The sequence below is a fragment of the Leptolyngbya sp. GB1-A1 genome (genome assembly GCF_039962475.1).
Classification (GTDB): Bacteria; Cyanobacteriota; Cyanobacteriia; order Elainellales; family Elainellaceae; genus Leptolyngbya_A.
Window position 1 is genome coordinate 134,748 of sequence record NZ_JAMPLI010000003.1, and the last position, 19,568, is coordinate 154,315.

Sequence of the window (19,568 nt, forward strand, 5' to 3'; positions counted from 1 at the left end):
GGCAAGACCCAATTTTCATGGGTTCGGAAAGGCGATCGGGCGAACCTGAATAGTTTTTGTTTCATTGCCACGCTTGACCTCAACCGAGACAGAGCCGCCGACTTGACTGGTCTCGATTTGTTGCTGCACGTCTGAAGATGTGGCAACGGGTACATTGTTCACTTTAAGGATCACGTCGCCCGGACGGATTCCTGCTGTCTCAGCAGGGGCGCTTTTCACGACCTGAATAATCATAACGCCCTGCGTATCGCTAATTTTTAGATTGAGTTCTGGGTCTTCGTTAATCCGATCGCGTAGATCTGATGTGAGATCCACCATTTGAATCCCCAAATAGGGGTGCTGAGCCTGTCCTTTGTCAAATAGCTGCTGAGCAATGCGCCAGCCTGTTTCGATCGGAATTGCAAACCCCAAGCCCTGCGCGTTTGCTCGAATTGCAGTATTGATGCCAATTACTTCGCCGCGATCGTTGAGCAAGGGTCCGCCAGAATTACCCGGATTGATTGCCGCATCAGTCTGAATAAATCGAACGCGCCGATCGGGAATGCCCACTTGAGAACTCGATCGCCCCGTTGCGCTGATAATGCCTGCTGTCACCGTATTGTCTAAACCCAGCGGGTTGCCAATGGCGATCGCCCACTGTCCCGGAATCAGGGTTTCTGACTTGCCCAGCGTCACCGTAGGTAGGCTTGCCGCATTGATTTTAATGGCTGCAACGTCAGTGACCGGATCGATGCCCACCACTTTGCCGTCAAGCGTGCGTCCGTCTTTCAGCGTGACCTTTACGGTGCTTGCCCCTTCAACCACGTGGGCATTGGTAATCACTCGCCCGTCTTGGCTGACAATAAAGCCCGACCCCGTGCCCTGTTCAATCCGATCCTGAGGCGGGATAGGAACGTCTTCGCCAAAGAATCGTTTGAAGAAGGGGTTTTGCAGCGCGTCGGGAAGCTGAGACTCGACCGATCGTTCAGAGTCAATCCGCACCACGGCAGGACCCACCTTTTGCACAGCATCGGCAATGAAGTTTTGATTGTTGCCAATCGGCAGGGGAACCTGAGCGACTGCCTGAGTTTCCTGAAACAGCACAGGTGAATGGGTTGGTGCTGGGGATGCAGCAGGTTCAGTCGGACGAGTGACCGATCGCATATAGTAGGCACTTGCCCAGCCTGCACTGCCCCCGATGGCCAGCAAGACGGCATAAAATCCCACGTTCTTCATTGACAAGCCCATATTTCGCTGTTTCGCAATCCGCACGGCTCATATTCTCCCCCAATACTAACCAGAATCGCTTGGGAATTGGTAATGGCAATTCAGCTAGCCGCAACCATAAGCAGAATTTGTCAGAATTGAGTCAAGCTTGTGTGGAAGGATAAGAAACTTTGGTGGGTGTCTTGTTTTTTAGGAATTGGTTGGCGATCGGGCGGCAATTCTCCTGGGACTGCGTCAAGCGATTACCCCTTTGGGGAACAGCGAAGCGACCGATTCCCTTTCAGGAGGAAGTGCTTCGCATTGGCTCGATCGGTATTTTTCTCACCGGGTGGCTCAGTGGGGGGGATACGTTAACTCAGCCTGTGAAAGCTCAAACCTTGACCGTTCCCACCCCTTCTGCTTCGACCTGTCCTGCACCTGCCCTATCGCAGCTCAACCGCCATCGCATCCAGTCCGGTGAAACGCTAGAGAGCATTGCTGCCCGATATAACCTGATTCCGGCGACGCTGATCGGCTTTAATCCCCGCCTGCGGAACGGCTCTGCCCCTGTCGGAACCGAAATTGTGATTCCGCCCTACAACGGCATTCGGGTTGATGTGCCTACCGGAACCAGCCTGCGCGACCTTGCCAGACGCTACAACGTGCGCCCGGATGTTTTGTTTGAAGTCAACGGCTGCCAGACTGCTCCCAGGACTGTCTTTGTGCCAGGGGTCAATTGGTCGCCTAATCCGGTTCCGACCACTGCCAATAGCCCGATCGATCGCTATCCTCTGCCATCGGTTGCGCCGATTTTGACTCGCTATGGGTGGCAGCTTAGTCCGGCAAGCGGCAGGGTGGTATTTCAGAGCGGCGTGAATTTAGAAGCGGCAGTGGGAACCCCGGTTTATGCGGCAGGATCTGGGACGATCGCCTTTGCGGGAAATCAGGCAGGCTATGGAAATCTGGTGGTGATTAATCACAGCCAGGGACTTCAAACCCGATACGCTCATCTGCAAAGGATGAATGTGCGCGTTGGTCAAACGGTTCGCGCAGGTACGACGATCGGTACGGTGGGGTATTCGAGCGGCAGCTCAGTCGGCAGCTCAGTTGGCAATTCGGGAAGCAATTCGGGGCAAAGCCAACCTTACCTCACCTTTGAAGTGCGATCGAATTCTGATTTAGGCTGGGTGGCGCAGGATCCGGGAAACTATCTGCGGCAGTTGCGATCGGGCGGAAGACGGTAATCTTCTGTAAAAAATAAAGCAACAAATCAAAAAGTAAGGTGAGCAATGCCACCCTATCCTTAAAAGCGTCCAATTAAAGAATTTCGCTAATCACTGAACTGATACATGCCGCCATTTAGATCACACAAATTAACCGCAGCATGTTCAATCGATTCGCTGTCCTCAAACACGCCCTTAATGCCGTATTCGCACTGAGTGCGATCGTCGGCGATCGTCACTATTATGCTTTTTCCTGACCCCAGGACATCAAGCCCCAGAATATCTTCCTCCCAGCTCTCCACATCGGTTGGAGACGCGTAAAATTCCATCAAGGTGTAGCTGGTAGCGTTGTTTAGCGTAAACTCACGTCTTCTGCCAGAGCACTTTTGGCACCGATCGCCACCAAGGGCAGTGCAAAAACCATTGCAGCAATTGCCTATATCTGAATTTTAGAAAGCACAGCAAATCTCCATTTGCTTAAAACGACTCTTGATTAGCTTTCCTCCAGGAGCGATTGGAGTCTGACGAAAACCGGATTCTCTCTACAAGTTCCAGGTAAAGTTTGAAACTTGAACTCTTGATCTGCTCAGCATATTTTCAGAAGAAACTTTTTTAGACCGCCTGCAAGAATGCTAGCTTTCCTTCTTGATCCCGCTCCCAGAACGATAGAGCAGCCTTGAGTTCCACGGACTTCTCGTCCTGCTCCCCTTTGCCTCCTCAATTCAATCGAGTGGGAGAAGAGGCTGCGGGATAGCGGAGGTCAGTTCAGGATGGCTACTTCGCTCTGCAATTTTTGCCGCAAAAAAGGGGCGGCTGCCCCTCGGCTTGTTATTGATTAACTGATTGTTCAATGATCTGCTGATTGATTGGTTAACCGATCGGTGTGACCGATTGCTAACCATTCGATCGTCCTACAGCGTCAACGACTGCGGATTAGTTTCGATTAGCTTTGCCAGGTCTTGCAGGAATGCGGCTGCGTGTGCGCCGTAGATAATCCGGTGATCACACGTTAGATTAACCTGCATTTGCGTCTTCATGCCAAATAGTCCATCCGATGTAGCGACCATTTGTGGACGAGAAGCCCCCACTGCCAAAATTGCTCCCTGTCCGGGTGGCAGGATGGCATCAAAGCGATCGACCCCAAACATCCCCAGATTAGAGATCGTGAAGCCGCCTGTGCTGTATTCGTCGGGCTGAAGCTGCTTTGAGCGCGAGCGATCGACCAGATCTTTCCACATCCGCGACAGCGAGTAGAGGTCAAGCTGATCGGCGTTTTGCAGCACGGGGGTAATCAGTCCACCATCGGCCATTGCCACTGCGATCGCGACGTTGATCGATGAGCGATAGTTGATACCCTGCTCGGTGTAAAAGGCAGTCATGATCGGGTGCTTTTGCAGCGTGACAGCAACCGCTTTTGCCAGCAGAGCCGTCATAGTAACGCCCTTCGATTTCACCTGCTTATAGAGCTTGTCTAAATTGTCTGTTGTGATGGTGTAGCCGACCCGGAAAACGGGCACTTGCAGGCTTGCCATCATGTTTCGCACCACAGCATTTTGCAGCGTGTTCAGCGGCACAACCTGGCCGGGCGCAGCAGGAGCGACAGGAGCGGGGGGCACGATCGAAGCTTTGGCGGCAGCGGGTGCGGGCGGAGCCATGGGTGCAGGAGCCACGGGTGCAGGAGCGACAGGTACAGGGGAAACTGGGGGAGCCGGAGGAACCGGAGCAGACGTTTTCCCGGCTGCCGCTTCGATATCTTCTGCCACAATCCGCCCATAGGGTCCGCTGCCTTGCAGTCCTGCCAGGTCGATCTTGAGTTCCTTGGCAAGTTTGCGGGCGCGGGGTGAGGCGATCGTGCGTCCGTTGCGGCTGGGCGTACCGTTGCCGTTTGCAGCTTCCAGCGGTGCAGGAGAAACTGCGGTTGCTGCTGCCATTTGCGCCGGAGCATCTGCCGTGGCTTCAGCCGGAGCAGCGTTTGCTGATCCTTGCTGTTTTGCCAGTTCGATTTCCGCTTCGGTTTCTGCAACCAGGGCGATCGCAGCTCCGACGGCGGCTGACTCTCCTGCCGGGACAACGATCGTAGCAAGGAAGCCCTCATAGAACGATTCCACGTCCATGTCTGCCTTATCTGACTCGACAATCACCACGGTTTCGCCTTTTTCGATCTTGTCGCCAGGGGATTTTACCCAGGACACAATCTTGCCTTCCGTCATCGTCGAACTGAGGGCAGGCATAAAAATTTCGTTAATCATGGCTATACGTCTCCGCGAATTTCCTCAACAATGCCGTCGCGCAGCAGCAGTTCAACCTGCATTTTGCGGATCAGGTTGTCGCCCGTTTCAACGCGGAAAAAGCCCTCAATTTGTCCGGTGCTGACTTCCTGATCCAGATCGAGCAATTGCACCTGCTGAAGTTGCTGCAAAATCTGGTTTTTCTTACCGAGCAGGTCGCTGCGCCGCTGATTGATTTGCACCTGCACGTTATTCACCTGCTGCACCACAACCGGGTCAGAAGGGTTAGTGCTTTGTCGCTGAATTTCACCGATCGTCCGCTGCCCGTCAATCTCCAATTGCTGAAGCTGACCATCTAGCTGATTGATCTGGGCTTGCAATTGCTGTTGGGTATCTTCCTTCCAGCGCGGCGTGACGACCACCTTCACATTAATAACTCGTTTTAGAAGCAGATGGGGTTTGGAGATTTCCATGAACGCAGGCTAGGAGAGTAGGTTTTTCAACAAGCTTTTACGCTAGAGCGGCTGTGCCGTCAGTCCTTCCTGTGACAACAGCCCATTGTTTATTTTCTATGAGAATGGACGCTTAGTGAAAACTTTGGGTAAAACCACCAAGCCGATCCTCTAGAAGCGCATCAATCAGGAGATGAATCACGTAATTTCTCAGGTACTTGTTGGTCAAGCCTGGTTGCCGCCGCCCGTCCTGAAAGCCCTGTCTCTTATTCTGCAATCTTAATTTTGCATTGTCCTCCACGAATGACAAGGAAGGAAGCAGGACACCGATGCGGCAGGACTTCCAGCTTGTTCTCTAGCAGAGGAACCACAAGAAGGATAAGTTTTCGTAAAGCTGTAGAAAACACCCAACCTGAATAATTTTTCAGACTGAAACCATTCCAAATTCTGATCTGCGTCCTGTTCTAAATTTCTAGTGTAAAATCGCACACCGAAGTCGTGAGACTACTGAAATCTTTTCTAGATGAGAGCTTCAAAAGGTTCTGCAGGAGCCATGAATTACGAGGGGCTGGGCTGCAACTGTACCTGAGCTGAATGAAATCTCGATGAAGTCTCTCGACAGACAAATTTAGAACCAGATACAAAGGGGTTAGTGTTTCTTCGCTACGGCTTCACAGCAGGGTGAAGTCATTTACTAAGTGTGACGTGACGTGCACTTTCAGTGGTTTCAGCCGGACTGCTGATGAGGCTAGCGTTAACCCTGTTTGAGAAGGCATTTACACCACCTCTTTGAGCTGAGAAAACAAGGCAGTCGGGAAAGTCTTAGCCATCAATATCACGACTAACTCTTAACTTTGCTTTAGTTCAGTGCAATCGCCCGGGAGCTTATGTTATGAACCACTCAATCAGCCCACTCAGCAAAGCCGCAATTATCTCAGCGATTCAAGAACTGGTGCCGCCCGGGTCGCCAGAGCTACAGGAGCCAGAAACTATCGCTACGCTACAAAGCCTAACTGCCCAGCTCATTAAGGCATACCAAGCCGATGGCATGCTGCAAGGTGATCCCTTTGCAGAAGTGTGGCAGCGCAGCATTTATCTGTATGAGGCAGAAGTGCGCGAGCGGCTAACGGGAAAAACGGTGCTGGTGACGGGGGGTGAGGGATGTGTCGGTGGAGCGTTAATTCAAAAACTGACGAGCCTGGGTGCAAAAAAGATTATTTCTGTAGACCATGCTCGCAAGGCTGGATGCTTGGTCAGCACTGAGCCGGAGCACGCGATCGCCACTGAAGTTCCGGTAGTTTACTATGTGGCTGACATTCGCAACCTGCCTGGCTTAGAAGCAATTTTTGCAGCCGAGCGTCCTGAAGTGGTGTTTCACCTGGCGGCTCAGCGGCTTCCCTGGTTGGCAGAAAAGCAAATCCGTGAAACGGTGACGACAAATATTCTCGGTTCACAAAATATCATTCAGCTCTGTGAACGATATGGCGTTAAACACTGCATTTATTCTTCAACCGGGAAGGGATCGCGATATTACACGGCCGAAGTCTACGCCGCCACCAAAAAAATGACGGAGTGGCAGTTTGCTAAGGCATCGCGAGAAGGGCATACCTGCTACGGGATGGTGCGGTTTACCCATATGCTGGACAACAGCTCGTTCTGCGAGTACTTTGACCAGAAACTTCAGCAGGATGCAATTGTCAAAGTTCATGCGCCGCACCGCTATGTGGTTGGTCAGAATGTGGGTGAAGCAGTCCATCTGCTGTTGAACGCGATCGCGCTATCGCAGCCCGATCGCCTGAAATTCTTCCTCTGTCGGAATCTGGGCTGGCCCGTCGAAACGCTCGAAGTTGCACTGCACAAAATTCTTCAGACGAGTCTTCAGTCTGGCAAAAAAATTCCGCTGTACTTTCAAGGGCTGGTCGCTGGATACGAAGAGCCGTTTTTTCGGGGTCAAGTAGATTGGAGCCAGCCTAGCGAGGTCAATACGCTGATCAATGTGATTGAGTGCCAATGGCGATCGATCGATGCCTCAGGAGACATGATTGTGTCAGAAATCGCTCCGTTTTCAGCTTCGATACTGGCAAAACATTTGCTGCTGCTGCGATCGCTAACAGACAATCTGGAAACCGCAGAAGCCGACCTGCGGCAAGGATTAGGCGACGCAATAAAAGCGATTGCCACTTCCACTTTCCAACAAGCTCCCCCTGCCCGATTGCTGAATATCTGGAAATGGGGCTTTGATCCCAGATATTGGTCGTCTGACAACAATCAAATCGATGCCTATCATCAAGACTTGCTCGATTTGCTGCTGAGCGGTCTGTTTCGACGACTCAACAAAATCGAAAATCTAACCCCCTGCGTTGATGCAATCACTCAATACATCGATCCTGAGGCACTCGAGCTGCCGTTTCGACTAGCTGCTTAGCCAATCAAGATACAGACCCACTGATGCCATGGGTGGCAATTAAACGAACATCTCGTCGATCGTCTTACGATAGCGATCGACCACCACGTTTCGGCGAATTTTGAGCGTTTGGGTTAGCATTCCGTTTTCGATCGTGAAAGGTTCCAACAGCAGGCGGAAGGGTCCGATGCGATCGTCTGCTCGATAGCCGGGGCGATTTTTGACTTCGCGGTTGAGTTCCTGCCGGAAGAGTTCCTGCACAGGTTTGCTGTCGAGATCGATTACCCCTTCTGGAGAGCTGTTTCGCATCGGTTCGCCTCCGCTTGTAGGGGATTCACTCGGAAGCTTGAGCGCGAGATTTTGATTGACTGCCCACAGATGCAGTGCGTCCAGGTTGGGCACGATCAGCGCACCCAGGACTTTTTGATCCTGTCCGACCAGCATCATCTGGTCGATATAAGGACTGCGAAGACAAACATCCTCGATCGGCTGTGGCTCAATATTCTCGCCGTTCGTGAGGACGATCGTATCTTTAGCGCGTCCGGTGATAATCAAATCGTCAAACTCTGTGACCACACCCAGATCGCCCGTGTCGAACCAGCCTTCTGAGTCGATCGCCTTTGCCGTTGCCTGGGGATTTTTGTAGTAGCCCTGCATCACCTGATGTCCACGAATGAGCACCAAGCCCTGTTGACCGATCGGCAGGATGTGGCGCGTTTCCGGATCAACAATGCGAGTTTCGGTATGGGGAAGCGGTTCTCCGTCTGCGCTGCGCAGATTGCGCCAGGGACGACGCACATGGGTAATCGGTGAAGTCTCCGTCAGCCCGTAGCCGCCCAGGATCGTAACGCCAATAATTTCGTAGAAGTCCTCCAGGTGTTCAGCGATCGATCCTCCGCCACTTACCAGGAAGTTGACTTCGCCACCCGTTGCCTCCCGAATTTTACGGTACACGAGTCGATCGCCTGCTTGATGCACGACCCAGAGAGCTGCCATTTGCAGTGAAGCTTTTAGCTTTTCTCCTATGGAAGGCTTCAGATTGTCGAGACACAAGCCCTGCACAAGGCGGCGGGCACGGATGAAGCGATCGCTTTTCTCCAGGAAAAACTTGACCAGATTTTGCTTTTTGATCGGCTGTTCGCGAAATTGCTTTTGCACGCCTTCGTAGATCGATTCCCACAGACGCGGTACCCCGACCATGTAATGGGGCTTCACATCTTTTAAGTCTTTTTTAACGGTGCGGATGCTGGTGTAGGTCTGAGTGCAGCCGTGAGACAGCACGAAATACTCAAAGGTGCGCTCGTAGCAGTGCCAGATCGGAAGAATGCTGAGGACTCGTTCGCCGGGTTGGGGCTGCGCGACCTGATAGGCTCCCATCACCTGCGACAAGAGATTGTGATGGCTGAGCATGACTCCCTTTGGCTGACCGGATGTGCCAGAGGTGTACATCAGGGTTGCCGTCATATCACGACTTAGGGCAACGGGCTGAAGCGGATGGGATTTGCCCATTTCGATCACTTCACTGAACGGAATCACCCGCAGATTTTCCAGCTCAAGCGTTTCGTCGGACAGCACAATCACAAACCGCAAAGGCAAATCTGGGAATCCTGCCGCAATTTTGCCTAGCGTCTCTTTGTCCTGCACGACCAGCGCAACGCTGTCGCTATGTTCCAGGATAAAAAGGAGTTCTTCGCGATCGGCTTGTGCCCCCCGAACGGCATTCACCACCCCTGCTAGCATCATGCCTTGATCAGCAACTAGCCAGCGTGGACTATTATCCGAGAACAGCGCGATATGATCGCGAGACTGAATTCCTAAAGACTGTAACCCTGCCGCAAACCACTGAATCTGCTGATACAGTTCCCCATAGGTTAACTCGATCGCAAGCTTGCCATGGGGATCTCGCAGTGCGATCGTTCGAGCAACATCGGGCGACTGGGTGACAATTGCCCAAATGTCAGGCAGAGCAGAAGCCTTGCTGTAGTCAAATCGGTCTTGAAATGTGGGTTGTATTGCAGCAGCTGTCATCGTCATCACCCTCCTGGGACATCGTTTCCCTAGCTTCTCTTTAATCTCCTATAATCGGCGAGAAATGTAGACAGAAACTCAGCTGCACATCAAGATTGACAATTGAGATGCCCCAGCAGCGCAATAGACTTGGCACAATAGATACAGCCAAAGCAATACATACAGCCAAAGCAATAACGGGAAAAGTTTGAGCGAAAGGAGTTTAAGATTATGCCCAAGGCAATTTGGAATGGTTCAGTTTTAGCGGAAAGCGATCGCTGCGAAAAGGTAGAAGGCAACTTTTACTTTCCACCCGACGCGATTAAGTCCGAATACTTCAAGTCGAGCAACACCCACACTACCTGTCCCTGGAAAGGCACTGCCAGCTATTACACGATCGAAGTAAACGGACAGGAAAACAAAGACGCTGCCTGGTACTACCCGCAAGCGAAGGATGCTGCAAAGAACATCGAGGGTTATGTGGCTTTTTGGCGCGGAGTCAAGGTCGAGGCATAGAGCCATCAGGACAAATAGAAGACGCAGGATGGGCTAGGCAAACTGTAGTAAATCTTTACTGAATTACACCGGCTCCGGTAGCCTTATCCTGTCTTCTATTCGCTTGCTATTTGCTTGAGAGACGGCAACATTGACCCTCGCTCTTAGATACCCTGCGAAAGCCAAAACACGGAACTATCGAGTTAATACTTTCGAGTTAATAATTGGCGTTTTGTGGAAAATCGTTCAATGCAATTGGTGCAGTAGCCTAGCAACGTGAGGAAGTCTGAGTGATGGATATCGAAATTGTTCCTTGCTCTGCTGAACACCTTGAGAAGCTGATTGAGGGGCCTGATGCGTTTCAAGCTGCTTACGGATTTCAGGTTGCCAATCGCTATTTACCTTTCGAGGGGGCACTTCAATACAGCCTTAACAGTATGCAGGCTTCAGAGATTTGGCATCCGTGGCTGCCGTATCTGTTTCTCTTTCAGCCTGAGCGGGTGTTAGTTGGGTTTGGCGGCTTTAAATCGGTTCCTGATGCTCACCGCACGGTTGAGATTGGCTACTCCGTTGCCCCAAGCTATCAGGGTAGAGGGTTTGCAACGTCTGCGGCGCGCCAACTTATTGAAATTGCGTTTGCCTCTGCTCTGGTTGACTGTGTTTGCGCTCATACCCTGGCAGAGCCTAATGCTTCAACAAGCGTATTAGAAAAGTGTGGAATGACCAAAGTTTCAGAGATTATCGATCCTGAGGACGGACCCTTATGGCGGTGGGAGATTCGCGAGAATAGTAATCCTGCTGCCCCTTGACTGTATGAAGCCGGGTTAAGCGGATGAGTTGAGACCGGATGGCGATTGGCAGGCATTGGATAAGGCGTTTCAACGGCTTGGTTGCGACACAAAAAAGGGCATAGCTAGCTACGCCCCAGATTATTTTATGAATTAACTTAGTAAGGCTAAGCCGTAACCAGTTCTGCTTGTGGACGCTTGCTGTTGCGAATCCCCTCGATCGCCTCAGCGTAGTCTTTTGCTCCGAATACCGCAGAACCCGCGACGATCGCATTGGCTCCGGCTTCTAGCACCTGCCAGGTATTGTTGCCTTTTAGACCACCATCGACTTCGATCCAGGGATTCAGGCCCCGCTCATCGCACATCTGACGCAACTTGCGGATTTTGGGCAGCACATCGGGAATAAAGCTTTGTCCGCCGAAGCCGGGGTTAACGCTCATGATCAGCACCAGGTCGCAAATTGGCAGCACATACTCGATCAGTTCGAGCGGCGTAGCGGGATTCAACACCACTCCGGCTTGCTTGCCCAGTTCGCGAATCTGACCCAGGGTGCGGTGCAGGTGGGGCGAAGCGTTGTGCTCGGCATGAACAGAGATGATGTCTGCGCCCGCTTTGGCAAAGTCAGCCACGTATTTTTCGGGTTCGACGATCATCAGGTGAACGTCCATCGGCTTTTGGGTGTAGGGGCGAATCGCTTCTACAATCAGGGGACCGATCGTGATATTTGGAACAAAGCGACCGTCCATTACATCGACGTGAATCCAGTCTGCGCCAGCGCGATCGACTGCCTGAATTTCTTCACCGAGCCGACTAAAATCTGCCGATAAAATCGAAGGGGCAATAACGGTTTGGCGGGGTGCGGTTTGGGTCATGGCTTGCTTTAGCTCTCTCCTGCGTCCGGTTTTGTACTCAGTTTAACAAAGCGTGTTCCCAGTCTTTTCATCTTTATTAAGTTGTTGAGGCATAAATTCATCACGGCTTCATCACATTCTGAGCCATGCAAAAGGCAAACTCGATCGAGGAAAGCGGTTCCGCGATCGAGCCTTAATCATCTGAGATGCACGTGAGTAGGCACGTAAAGAATAGGAATTCCATCAGCAGCCTTTCTTAGCAACCCTTCTTATGGAATGAGCAGGGTGCCCGACCGCTTCAGTTTCAGTAAGACGAATTCAGTAAGACGAAAGCTCTGTTATCGGGGTGAAGAAGAACGCCTGTGCCACAAAACGCCCATTGGCACTGGAACACTCAATCGATCGAATGTATCGTCCCTAGAATTTGTATTCCCTAACTGATGCGCTTTTCCAGATATTGACCGATCATCTGCTGCTCTCCCTCATGGGAAATGATCGTTTGGCGGGTGCGATACTGGCTGCCCACGAGTTTTAGCTCTTCCTCGAATTTGGAACCTTTGTATTCAGTGCGGAGGCAGAGCGTATTGGGGTTAATGAAGTGGTAGTCAGCAGTGACAGGCTTGGGGGTGGCAAAACCTCGATCGCGATACAGAATCGACCCGAGAGCGCCGAACAGCGTGTGACCTCTGGACTCTCTACGCCCGTTGGCTGAATTCGCTGCATCCCAGGAAACTTCTGCGCCGCAGATAAGGGCGGTTTCGTCGGCAAGCTGATGAAGCTGTGCAAGCTTTCGCAGTTCCGGGCAACCCTGCTCCAGGAAGCGAATTTGGATAATGCTGACCATCTCCTTTGTTTCTCCATCAGGCAAGGTGTAGTAGCGACGCTCCGATCGCCACTGTCCTACAGATTTGCTGAAAAACTCTGCAATCAGGGACTCGTCGATTGCCGATGAAGTCAGTAAGGAAGCAGTCACAGTATCACTCCTTGCAGCTTGAAATTAACCTGAGCCGGACGCGGGATGATGTAACACCCTTGTCACACTTCTTAATATAAATTAAGACAAGTTTACCTTGGTAGCTAGAAATACAAAATTCAACTCTGGGTAGGCAATGAGCATCAGCAAGCTTTTCAAAAACTCCCTAAATTGTGTTCGATCGCGCCCTAATCTAGAGGAGCCTGGTATGCCTGAATTTTTGCAGTCCTGTTTTTGCAGTCCTATTTTGGTTTTACCCGCTGGTTTTAGCAGCGACATCACTCTATGCGGGTATTCCTTTGGGGCATTAAATTCTTAGGTTAAATTCCACCGGTTTTTGCTGAATTTCTCCTGCTCAAATCAATCTGGCTTAAATACTGCTGCACCTGCTGGAGAATTTGCTTGCCCTGCTTAAACGACATTTGCTTAAGCGCGTCTTCGTAAGGAAGCCAGCAGTAGTTTTGAATTTCTTCCTGTTGGCGAATCACGGTCGTGGATTTTACCCAGGCGGGGAAATAGGTCACGGTTTTGTCGACTGGTTGTTTGTCCTTAAAAAAGCGGTACTGTTCTACAAACGAAACCGATTCGATCACTTCATAAGCCGAGATTCCTGTTTCTTCTTCAAACTCGCGGCGAGCAGCGGCGATCGCGGTTTCTTCGGCTTCGGCGTGTCCTTTTGGGAAGCCCCAGTGTCCGCCCCAGTGCTGAATCAAGAGAAATTGGTAGCCGTCTGGCTGCGGCAAAATGGGGACAATTCCAAAGGCGGCATCGGTGTGCGGTAGGTTGCTCATAGATTCGATCGGTGATGAACGAAGGGGATAAAAGAAGATTCTGTAAAGGGGTAATGCGTTAACTTTATTGTCGGTTTAGGGAAACATCATAAGATAGGAAAGGTCAGTAAATTTTGGGGTGCAGACGTTTCTATCGCCTCAATTCGTTAAGTTTTGACAGCGTTGACAGTAATTTTCATGACTTCGACCCGCCCCCACCGCTCTCAGCCAATTCAATATGCCTCGGCGACGATCGATCGTGCCGATCGTGCTTTGCGATGCTCTCCCTTCCGGCTCAAGCTGTTTGCCACTATGAAACATCAAAGTGTCGAACTGCGCGCCATTGCTGGACAATCAGGTGTTGAGCAAGGATACACCCGCCAGTCGATCGCTGAACTATCTGTCGAGAATAATTTGCTGTGGCTAATTCAAGTCGGGCTGCTGCGGCGCGAGGTAGATGGGCAAGGGTTAACCGATAGTTTTAGACTCACCCCACTCGGACATTTGCTGGCTGAAAAGTGGCAGGATCAGGGTGAAATTGCGCCTGCGAGCGGGGGCGATCGATTTATGAATATGGCTCAACGCTGGCTCCACCTACCCGACTGGCTGCGTTAGACGTTTCGGTTCGCGATTTTTCAGGTCTAAGATTGAGGCGATCGAAAAAATCTTGATTCTGGCTCAGCTCTCAGTTTCGTCTGCTTCCATTACTTTCCCTTTTACTGCCGGAGGTTCTCCATGAAAGCAATTATGGTTGTCGGAACTACATCCCATGCTGGGAAATCTATGCTGACAACCGCACTTTGCCGGATGCTGACGCGGCGCGGCTGGCGAGTGGCTCCCTTCAAGGGACAAAATATGGCGTTGAATGCCTACGTGACTCCGAGCGGCGGCGAAATTGGTCATGCGCAAGCCGTTCAAGCCTGGGCTGCGGGAATTGTGCCGCGAGTGGAGATGAATCCAATTTTGCTAAAGCCCCAGGGCGACATGACTTCTCAGGTCATTCTTAAGGGGCGAGTTGCCGGACGAGTGGGAGCCGCCGACTACTACGACCAGTTTTTTGAGGTGGGCTGGCAGGCGATCGAGGAGTCGCTTCAACGGTTGGGCGAGGAGTTTGACTTGATTGTGTGCGAGGGGGCGGGCAGTCCGGCAGAGGTGAACCTGAAGCATCGCGATCTGACGAATATGCGGGTTGCCAAATATCTCAATGCTTCGACCATTCTCGTGGTGGATATCGATCGTGGCGGAGCCTTTGCCCACATTATCGGTACGCTAGAACTACTGGAACCCGAAGAGCGAGCACTGATTCGTGGCATCGTAATCAACAAATTCCGCGGACAGCGGGAACTGCTGCAATCCGGCATTGACTGGCTGGAGAAGCGCACGGGCATTCCAGTGATGGGGGTGATTCCCTGGTTTGAAGAAGTGTTTCCGGCAGAAGATTCGTTGTCACTGCTGGATCGTCCCGCTCGGAACAGCAATGCTGATTTGATGGTGTCGGTGATTCGTTTGCCCCGAATCTCGAACTTCACAGATTTTGACCCGCTTGAATCGGAAAGCTCGGTGAATGTGAAATATGTGACGCTGAAAGAATCCCTTGGTTATCCCGATGCGGTGATTTTGCCTGGATCGAAAACGACGATCGCCGATTTGGTTGCAATGCAGCGCACTGGAATGGCAGAAGAAATCCAGAACTACGTCGCGGCAGGCGGCACGCTTTTGGGCATTTGCGGGGGCTTTCAGATGATGGGCAAACTGCTGGCAGACCCTGAAGGACTGGAAGGACAGGAAGGACGATACAAAGGCTTGGGACTTGTGCCGCTAAAGACGGTGATTACTGGACAAAAAGTAGCCCGTCAACGACTGGTCACGTCTAATTTTCCCCAGCCCGGACTGCCCGTAGCAGGCTACGAAATTCACCAGGGACGCAGCCACCTGGCAGAGTCAGACGGCGAAGGCAACGAACCCGTGTTTAAGCCGCTGTTTGAAGACCAAAATCTCGGTGTGGTTGATACCACCCAGTCGATCTGGGGCACTTACCTGCACGGCATTTTCGATAACGGTCCCTGGCGGCGAGCCTGGCTGAATCGACTCCGGCAGCAGCGCGGTCTAAAATCTCTGCCCACGGGCATTCCCAACTATCGGGAACAGCGAGAAGCGATGTTTGATACACTGGCGAGTGCAGTGGGTCAGCATCTTGACTTGAACCCGATTCTGCAACACCTCGACAAGTGATTATCCTAATTCTTGATCTTGGCAGTGTCTTTGCAGTGGAAGAGCCCTAATGAGCGTACAGGTGCGTTTCTTACCCGATGATGTAACCGTAGCCGCTGAGGTGGGAGAGCCGCTGCTTCAGGTTGCCGATCGCGCCGGACTGGTCATTCCCACAGGTTGCCTGATGGGGTCGTGCCATGCCTGCGAGGTTGAGCTAGAAGACGGTCAGCCCATTCGTGCCTGCATTAGCTCCGTGCCTCCGGGACGGGCAGAACTCACGATTAGTTTATTTGTTGATCCGACTTGGTAAGGGGTTTAGCAAGGAGAAAAGGAGAAATCATTGAGCGTTGGGCATCAAGCGGCGATCGGTTTAGGTAGCAATTTGGGCGATTCAGAAGCCACGCTGAAGGATGCCTTAAGCAAGCTTGACTTTATTCCGGGAATTCACGTCGCAGCTCGATCGCACCTGTACCAAACTGCGCCGATCGGTCCCCCTCAGCCCGACTATCTAAACGCCTGTGCCATCCTCTCCACCTCGCTTGCTCCCGAAACCCTGCTGCACACCCTGCTTAACATCGAAAAACAGTTTGGGCGAGTCCGCCGCGAACGTTGGGGCGCAAGAACCCTCGATATCGATTTACTGCTGTACGACAATCTGACCCTGACCCTCCCCCAACTGCAAATTCCCCATCCGCGTATGGCTGATCGCGCCTTTGTCCTGATTCCCCTCGCCGAAATCGCCCCTAACTGGATAGAACCTGTCTCTGGAAAGACGATCGCTACCCTCGCCCAGCAAGTCGATCGATCGGGCGTCCAGCAACTCGCATAACCCCTGCCAAAGCTCGACTCAATCAAAGGCAAGCCAAGCGCTGAACTCCCTTCCCACCCCCTCCCCATTCACTCACGCCTCCACCCCGATGCTCGAACCCCCCGATCGCCTGCAAGACAAACTCTTCTACCGTGGACGCAAGTTTAACTTTGAAGTAGCGCGGCTCAGGCTGCCCAATGGCGCGATCGGCGACTGGGAGTGCGTGCGGCATCCGGGCGGTGCGCTGGCAGTTCCCGTCACACCAGAGGGCAAACTGGTGCTGGTGCGGCAATATCGCTTTGCGGCAGAAGGCAGATTGCTTGAATTTCCAGCGGGCACGATCGAACCGAATGAAGATCCCTTCACCACGATTCAGCGAGAGATTGAAGAAGAAACGGGCTATCACGCCGATCGCTGGCAGAAACTGGGGCAGTTTTATCTGGCTCCGGGCTATTCCGACGAGATTATCTATGCGTTTCTGGCGCAGGATTTAAAAAAGCTCGAAACGCCGCCCAACCAGGACGAAGATGAAGACATCGAAACGGTGCTGATGTCGCCTGAGGAACTGGAGCAATCGATTTCAAACGGAGAACCGATCGACGCGAAATCAATTTGCAGCTTTTTCCTGGCGCGTCCCTTCCTGTCGGTCTAAGGTCTGCCCGCTAATCCCGTGCTATCATTCCTCGCATCTAGAATTTTGTTCTGTGGGTGGGGAAAGATGGGCATTGATTTACTGGGTCAGGTTGCGGTTTTAAGTGGGCTGGCGATCGTGCTCAGCAGTTTGCCAGGCGCTGCCATTGACCTGAATGAACGATCAAATCCGAAATCGTTCCAAATTGCCCAGGCAGGCGAGACCAACTGTCGCCAGACCAATACCGTTGCCGGAGTTTACCAGCAGCCCGACCCCATCAGCTTTTCGCAGGGAGTCCTTCCTGCCGGACAAACTGTGCGCCTGGAAGTTATCGGAACCGGAACGGGCTGGAGCCGCATTCGGGAACCGATCGTAGGTTGGGTCGAAGCCCGCTATCTCACGCCCCCGACTCCCTGTGCTTATCCCGTTTCGGCTCAGCCTGAGCGATCGGTTCCAGCCCGTGTGACGCAAGCCAGTGTCAATCCAACTTCATTCCCGCAAGTGAACCCAGCGCAGCCTGCTGCCACCCGATCGCCCGTTAATTCTGTCACCCCACCGAACTTCCCACAGCCCAACCTACCGCCTGGACGATCGCAAGTCACCGTCCCGCCCCTTTCTGCTGCTCCGCAGAGCTTTCCGCAGCCCCAGGCTTTTCCGCAGCCCACACCCCAACCGAATAACCAGTCCAATAATATTGCGGTTCGTCCCACGGTTCCGCCTCTGCCTGCGATCGTCTCTCCTCAGCCTGTTCCAACCGGGAGGGCGATCGTGACAACCACGTGCGATGTGCTGCCGCGTGAAGGTTTAGTGGTACGCCGACAGCCCGATCTGAACAGCACAGGTGTTTCAATTATTCCTGTGGGAACCTATAACTTTCAGTTTACGGGCGCAACCCAGACGATCGGCAGCCAGCGTTTAGCTTATATTGTGGCTCCAGCCGAAGGGTGGATTCAGGTACTTGCAGGAAATGGCGGTTCAACGCTGGGAGGCGGACGCTGTGGCTAATGCTTCTGGCTTAGCAGCTCCAAAAGTGGTCGTTGTGGGAGCAGGCTGGGCAGGTCTGGGCGCAACTTATCATTTGGCAAAACAGGGCTATGACATGACCTTGCTGGAAGCGGGAGCCTATCCGGGTGGACTGGTGGCAGGCTGGCAAACCCCCGGCGGGCGATCGGTTGAAGCCGGAATCCACGGGTTCTGGTATCCCTATCGCAATATTTTCTCGCTCGTCGATGAATTAGGCATTCAGCCGTTTACAGAGTGGACGCGATCGTCTCAGTATTCGCCTGCTGGGTTAGAAGTGGAATCGCCCATTTTTCAGCAGGAACCGCGACTGCCCACACCTTTGGGGACGTTTCTCTACACCAGGTTTAAGCGATTGCCGCTGGTCGATCGTCTGTCTGCGCTGCCCTTGCTTTATGCTCTGGTAGATTTTGATAACTCAGATGAAGCCTGGCGACGCTATGACGGCGTGACTGCCCGTGAACTGTTTAAGCAGTTTGGCGTGTCGGCGCGGCTATACAAAGAGTCATTTGAACCGATGCTGCTGGTGGGTTTGTTTGCCCCCGGAGAGCAGTGTTCGGCGGCGGCAGCGTTGGGAATGCTCTATTACTTCATCCTTGCGCACCAGCCCGATTTCGACGTGGTCTGGTGTCGCGGCACCGTGGGCACAACGATTTTTCGTCCGTGGATGGAGCGAATTCAGCAGGCGGGCGGCAGGGTGCTGACCAATCGACGGGTCAGTGATTTGATGCTAAACGAGGAATCAGATCAACCCAAGGTGAAGGGCATCATCTGCGGCGAAGAAACCTTTGAAGCCGATGCGGTGATTTTTGCCGTAGGCGTGACGGGAATGCAGAAAATTGTCAGCAACAGTGCAACTCTGCGACGCTTCCCGGAGTTTTGTAATTTGATGAATCTGGGAGCGATCGATGTCCTGGCAACCCGGCTTTGGTTCGATCGCAAAGTGAACGTACCGCTGCCCTCAAATGCCTGCTTTGGCTTTGACACAACCACAGGCTGGACATTTTTTGATCTAAACGCCCTGCACGACGAATTTCGGGACGAGCCAGGCAGCGTAATTGAGGCAGATTTTTACCACGCCAATCAGCTTTTGCCTCGCAGCGACGAGCAAATTATCGCCAAAGTGCAGCGCGACCTGGCAACCTGTGTGCCCGAATTTGCCCAGGCAAAGGTAATCGACAGCAGCGTGATTCGTCTGCCCAGAGCCGTCACCCACTTCGCCCCCGGAAGCTACCCGAATATGCTGCCCGTCACCACGCCGATCGCCAATCTCTATATGAGCGGTGACTGGATTGTGACGCGCCACGGCTCCTGGTCGCAGGAAAAGGCGTATGTCACCGGACTCGAAGCCGCCAATCAGGTAATCGATCGTTTTCGTCGCGGCACAGCGGCATCCATTCTACCTGTGGAACCGGACGAACCCCATATTCAGCTTGCGCGCAGCGTGAATCGATCGATCCGCGAGGTCAGTCAGTCTTTGCTGCCTCAGTTCTGGCTGCCTTAATTCTTGCTGTCTTATCGA

General features: G+C 52.6%; 19 protein-coding genes. 11 read left to right on the forward strand and 8 right to left on the reverse strand.

Annotated elements, in window-relative coordinates; all coding sequences use genetic code 11:
- Positions 1–15 precede the first annotated feature (15 nt).
- Positions 16–1,227: an HhoA/HhoB/HtrA family serine endopeptidase gene (locus NDI45_RS04445; protein ID WP_348246722.1), complete on the reverse strand. Its 1,212-nt coding sequence runs from the start codon at positions 1,225–1,227 to the stop codon at positions 16–18.
- A 152-nt stretch (positions 1,228–1,379) separates the two neighbouring features.
- Between NDI45_RS04445 and NDI45_RS04450 the strand changes: the two genes are divergently transcribed.
- Positions 1,380–2,429, forward strand: coding sequence for a M23 family metallopeptidase (locus NDI45_RS04450; protein WP_348246565.1), 1,050 nt, complete (start codon positions 1,380–1,382; stop codon positions 2,427–2,429).
- A gap of 86 nt (positions 2,430–2,515) precedes the next feature.
- Here the strand turns inward: NDI45_RS04450 and NDI45_RS04455 are convergent, their stop codons facing one another.
- The 3 genes from NDI45_RS04455 to NDI45_RS04465 form a co-directional block, all read right to left on the reverse strand.
- Positions 2,516–2,737, reverse strand: coding sequence for a hypothetical protein (locus NDI45_RS04455; RefSeq protein ID WP_348246567.1), 222 nt, complete (start codon positions 2,735–2,737; stop codon positions 2,516–2,518).
- 582 nt (positions 2,738–3,319) lie between these two features.
- Positions 3,320–4,657, reverse strand: coding sequence for a dihydrolipoamide acetyltransferase family protein (locus tag NDI45_RS04460; RefSeq protein WP_190793003.1), 1,338 nt, complete (start codon positions 4,655–4,657; stop codon positions 3,320–3,322).
- 2 nt (positions 4,658–4,659) lie between these two features.
- The gene (locus tag NDI45_RS04465) at positions 4,660–5,109 is read right to left on the reverse strand and encodes a YlqD family protein (RefSeq protein WP_190793004.1); all 450 of its coding nucleotides are present in this window, start codon (positions 5,107–5,109) and stop codon (positions 4,660–4,662) included.
- Positions 5,110–5,980: 871 nt separating this feature from the next.
- On the opposite strand from NDI45_RS04465, the gene NDI45_RS04470 reads away from it, so the two are divergent.
- Positions 5,981–7,513 carry a polysaccharide biosynthesis protein gene (locus NDI45_RS04470; protein ID WP_348246570.1) on the forward strand — a complete coding sequence of 511 codons (1,533 nt, stop codon included), beginning with the start codon at positions 5,981–5,983 and terminating at the stop codon, positions 7,511–7,513.
- 39 nt (positions 7,514–7,552) lie between these two features.
- Here NDI45_RS04470 and NDI45_RS04475 read toward each other — a convergent pair whose 3' ends face one another.
- Entirely contained in the window at positions 7,553–9,520 is a 1,968-nt protein-coding gene (locus tag NDI45_RS04475) for an AMP-binding protein (RefSeq protein WP_199296671.1), read from the reverse strand.
- A 210-nt stretch (positions 9,521–9,730) separates the two neighbouring features.
- Between NDI45_RS04475 and NDI45_RS04480 the strand changes: the two genes are divergently transcribed.
- The gene (locus NDI45_RS04480; RefSeq protein ID WP_190793007.1) at positions 9,731–10,015 is read left to right on the forward strand and encodes a DUF427 domain-containing protein; all 285 of its coding nucleotides are present in this window, start codon (positions 9,731–9,733) and stop codon (positions 10,013–10,015) included.
- A gap of 272 nt (positions 10,016–10,287) precedes the next feature.
- Positions 10,288–10,803, forward strand: coding sequence for a GNAT family N-acetyltransferase (locus NDI45_RS04485; protein WP_348246573.1), 516 nt, complete (start codon positions 10,288–10,290; stop codon positions 10,801–10,803).
- Positions 10,804–10,949: 146 nt separating this feature from the next.
- Here NDI45_RS04485 and rpe read toward each other — a convergent pair whose 3' ends face one another.
- The 3 genes from rpe to NDI45_RS04500 form a co-directional block, all read right to left on the reverse strand.
- Positions 10,950–11,654 carry a ribulose-phosphate 3-epimerase gene (rpe, locus tag NDI45_RS04490; RefSeq protein ID WP_190793009.1) on the reverse strand — a complete coding sequence of 235 codons (705 nt, stop codon included), beginning with the start codon at positions 11,652–11,654 and terminating at the stop codon, positions 10,950–10,952.
- 412 nt (positions 11,655–12,066) lie between these two features.
- Positions 12,067–12,606: a phycobiliprotein lyase gene (locus tag NDI45_RS04495; protein WP_348246575.1), complete on the reverse strand. Its 540-nt coding sequence runs from the start codon at positions 12,604–12,606 to the stop codon at positions 12,067–12,069.
- A gap of 320 nt (positions 12,607–12,926) precedes the next feature.
- Entirely contained in the window at positions 12,927–13,397 is a 471-nt protein-coding gene (locus tag NDI45_RS04500) for an NUDIX domain-containing protein (protein ID WP_348246577.1), read from the reverse strand.
- Positions 13,398–13,574: 177 nt separating this feature from the next.
- Between NDI45_RS04500 and NDI45_RS04505 the strand changes: the two genes are divergently transcribed.
- From NDI45_RS04505 to NDI45_RS04535, 7 genes are all read left to right on the forward strand, one after another.
- Positions 13,575–13,991 (forward strand): Npun_F0494 family protein, encoded by a 417-nt coding sequence (locus NDI45_RS04505; protein ID WP_348246579.1) that lies wholly within the window; start codon positions 13,575–13,577, stop codon positions 13,989–13,991.
- Positions 13,992–14,111: 120 nt separating this feature from the next.
- Complete coding sequence (gene cobQ, locus NDI45_RS04510) at positions 14,112–15,608, forward strand: cobyric acid synthase CobQ (protein WP_348246581.1); 1,497 nt, start codon at positions 14,112–14,114, stop codon at positions 15,606–15,608.
- 49 nt (positions 15,609–15,657) lie between these two features.
- Positions 15,658–15,897, forward strand: a complete 240-nt coding sequence (locus NDI45_RS04515; RefSeq protein WP_190791391.1) for a 2Fe-2S iron-sulfur cluster-binding protein — start codon at positions 15,658–15,660, stop codon at positions 15,895–15,897.
- A gap of 30 nt (positions 15,898–15,927) precedes the next feature.
- The gene (gene folK / locus NDI45_RS04520; protein ID WP_190791392.1) at positions 15,928–16,416 is read left to right on the forward strand and encodes a 2-amino-4-hydroxy-6-hydroxymethyldihydropteridine diphosphokinase; all 489 of its coding nucleotides are present in this window, start codon (positions 15,928–15,930) and stop codon (positions 16,414–16,416) included.
- 88 nt (positions 16,417–16,504) lie between these two features.
- The gene (locus tag NDI45_RS04525) at positions 16,505–17,047 is read left to right on the forward strand and encodes an NUDIX hydrolase (RefSeq protein WP_190791393.1); all 543 of its coding nucleotides are present in this window, start codon (positions 16,505–16,507) and stop codon (positions 17,045–17,047) included.
- A 66-nt stretch (positions 17,048–17,113) separates the two neighbouring features.
- Entirely contained in the window at positions 17,114–18,031 is a 918-nt protein-coding gene (locus tag NDI45_RS04530; RefSeq protein ID WP_348246584.1) for a hypothetical protein, read from the forward strand.
- Complete coding sequence (locus NDI45_RS04535; RefSeq protein WP_348246586.1) at positions 17,994–19,550, forward strand: FAD-dependent oxidoreductase; 1,557 nt, start codon at positions 17,994–17,996, stop codon at positions 19,548–19,550. Before NDI45_RS04530 ends, NDI45_RS04535 begins: the two co-directional genes overlap by 38 nt.
- The last annotated feature ends 18 nt before the right edge of the window (positions 19,551–19,568 follow it).

What these genes read in the sequence shown, in the direction of transcription:
- NDI45_RS04515 (WP_190791391.1), top strand. Translation starts at nt 15,658, where the DNA reads ATGAGCGTACAGGTGCGTTTCTTACCCGATGATGTAACCGTAGCCGCT.
- NDI45_RS04505 (WP_348246579.1), top strand. Translation starts at nt 13,575, where the DNA reads ATGACTTCGACCCGCCCCCACCGCTCTCAGCCAATTCAATATGCCTCG.
- NDI45_RS04530 (WP_348246584.1), top strand. Translation starts at nt 17,114, where the DNA reads ATGGGCATTGATTTACTGGGTCAGGTTGCGGTTTTAAGTGGGCTGGCG.
- NDI45_RS04460 (WP_190793003.1), bottom strand. Translation starts at nt 4,657, where the DNA reads ATGATTAACGAAATTTTTATGCCTGCCCTCAGTTCGACGATGACGGAA.
- NDI45_RS04455 (WP_348246567.1), bottom strand. Translation starts at nt 2,737, where the DNA reads ATGGAATTTTACGCGTCTCCAACCGATGTGGAGAGCTGGGAGGAAGAT.
- NDI45_RS04465 (WP_190793004.1), bottom strand. Translation starts at nt 5,109, where the DNA reads ATGGAAATCTCCAAACCCCATCTGCTTCTAAAACGAGTTATTAATGTG.
- NDI45_RS04500 (WP_348246577.1), bottom strand. Translation starts at nt 13,397, where the DNA reads ATGAGCAACCTACCGCACACCGATGCCGCCTTTGGAATTGTCCCCATT.
- NDI45_RS04475 (WP_199296671.1), bottom strand. Translation starts at nt 9,520, where the DNA reads ATGACAGCTGCTGCAATACAACCCACATTTCAAGACCGATTTGACTAC.
- cobQ (WP_348246581.1), top strand. Translation starts at nt 14,112, where the DNA reads ATGAAAGCAATTATGGTTGTCGGAACTACATCCCATGCTGGGAAATCT.
- NDI45_RS04485 (WP_348246573.1), top strand. Translation starts at nt 10,288, where the DNA reads ATGGATATCGAAATTGTTCCTTGCTCTGCTGAACACCTTGAGAAGCTG.
- rpe (WP_190793009.1), bottom strand. Translation starts at nt 11,654, where the DNA reads ATGACCCAAACCGCACCCCGCCAAACCGTTATTGCCCCTTCGATTTTA.
- NDI45_RS04470 (WP_348246570.1), top strand. Translation starts at nt 5,981, where the DNA reads ATGAACCACTCAATCAGCCCACTCAGCAAAGCCGCAATTATCTCAGCG.
- NDI45_RS04535 (WP_348246586.1), top strand. Translation starts at nt 17,994, where the DNA reads ATGGCGGTTCAACGCTGGGAGGCGGACGCTGTGGCTAATGCTTCTGGC.
- NDI45_RS04480 (WP_190793007.1), top strand. Translation starts at nt 9,731, where the DNA reads ATGCCCAAGGCAATTTGGAATGGTTCAGTTTTAGCGGAAAGCGATCGC.
- NDI45_RS04525 (WP_190791393.1), top strand. Translation starts at nt 16,505, where the DNA reads ATGCTCGAACCCCCCGATCGCCTGCAAGACAAACTCTTCTACCGTGGA.
- NDI45_RS04445 (WP_348246722.1), bottom strand. Translation starts at nt 1,227, where the DNA reads ATGGGCTTGTCAATGAAGAACGTGGGATTTTATGCCGTCTTGCTGGCC.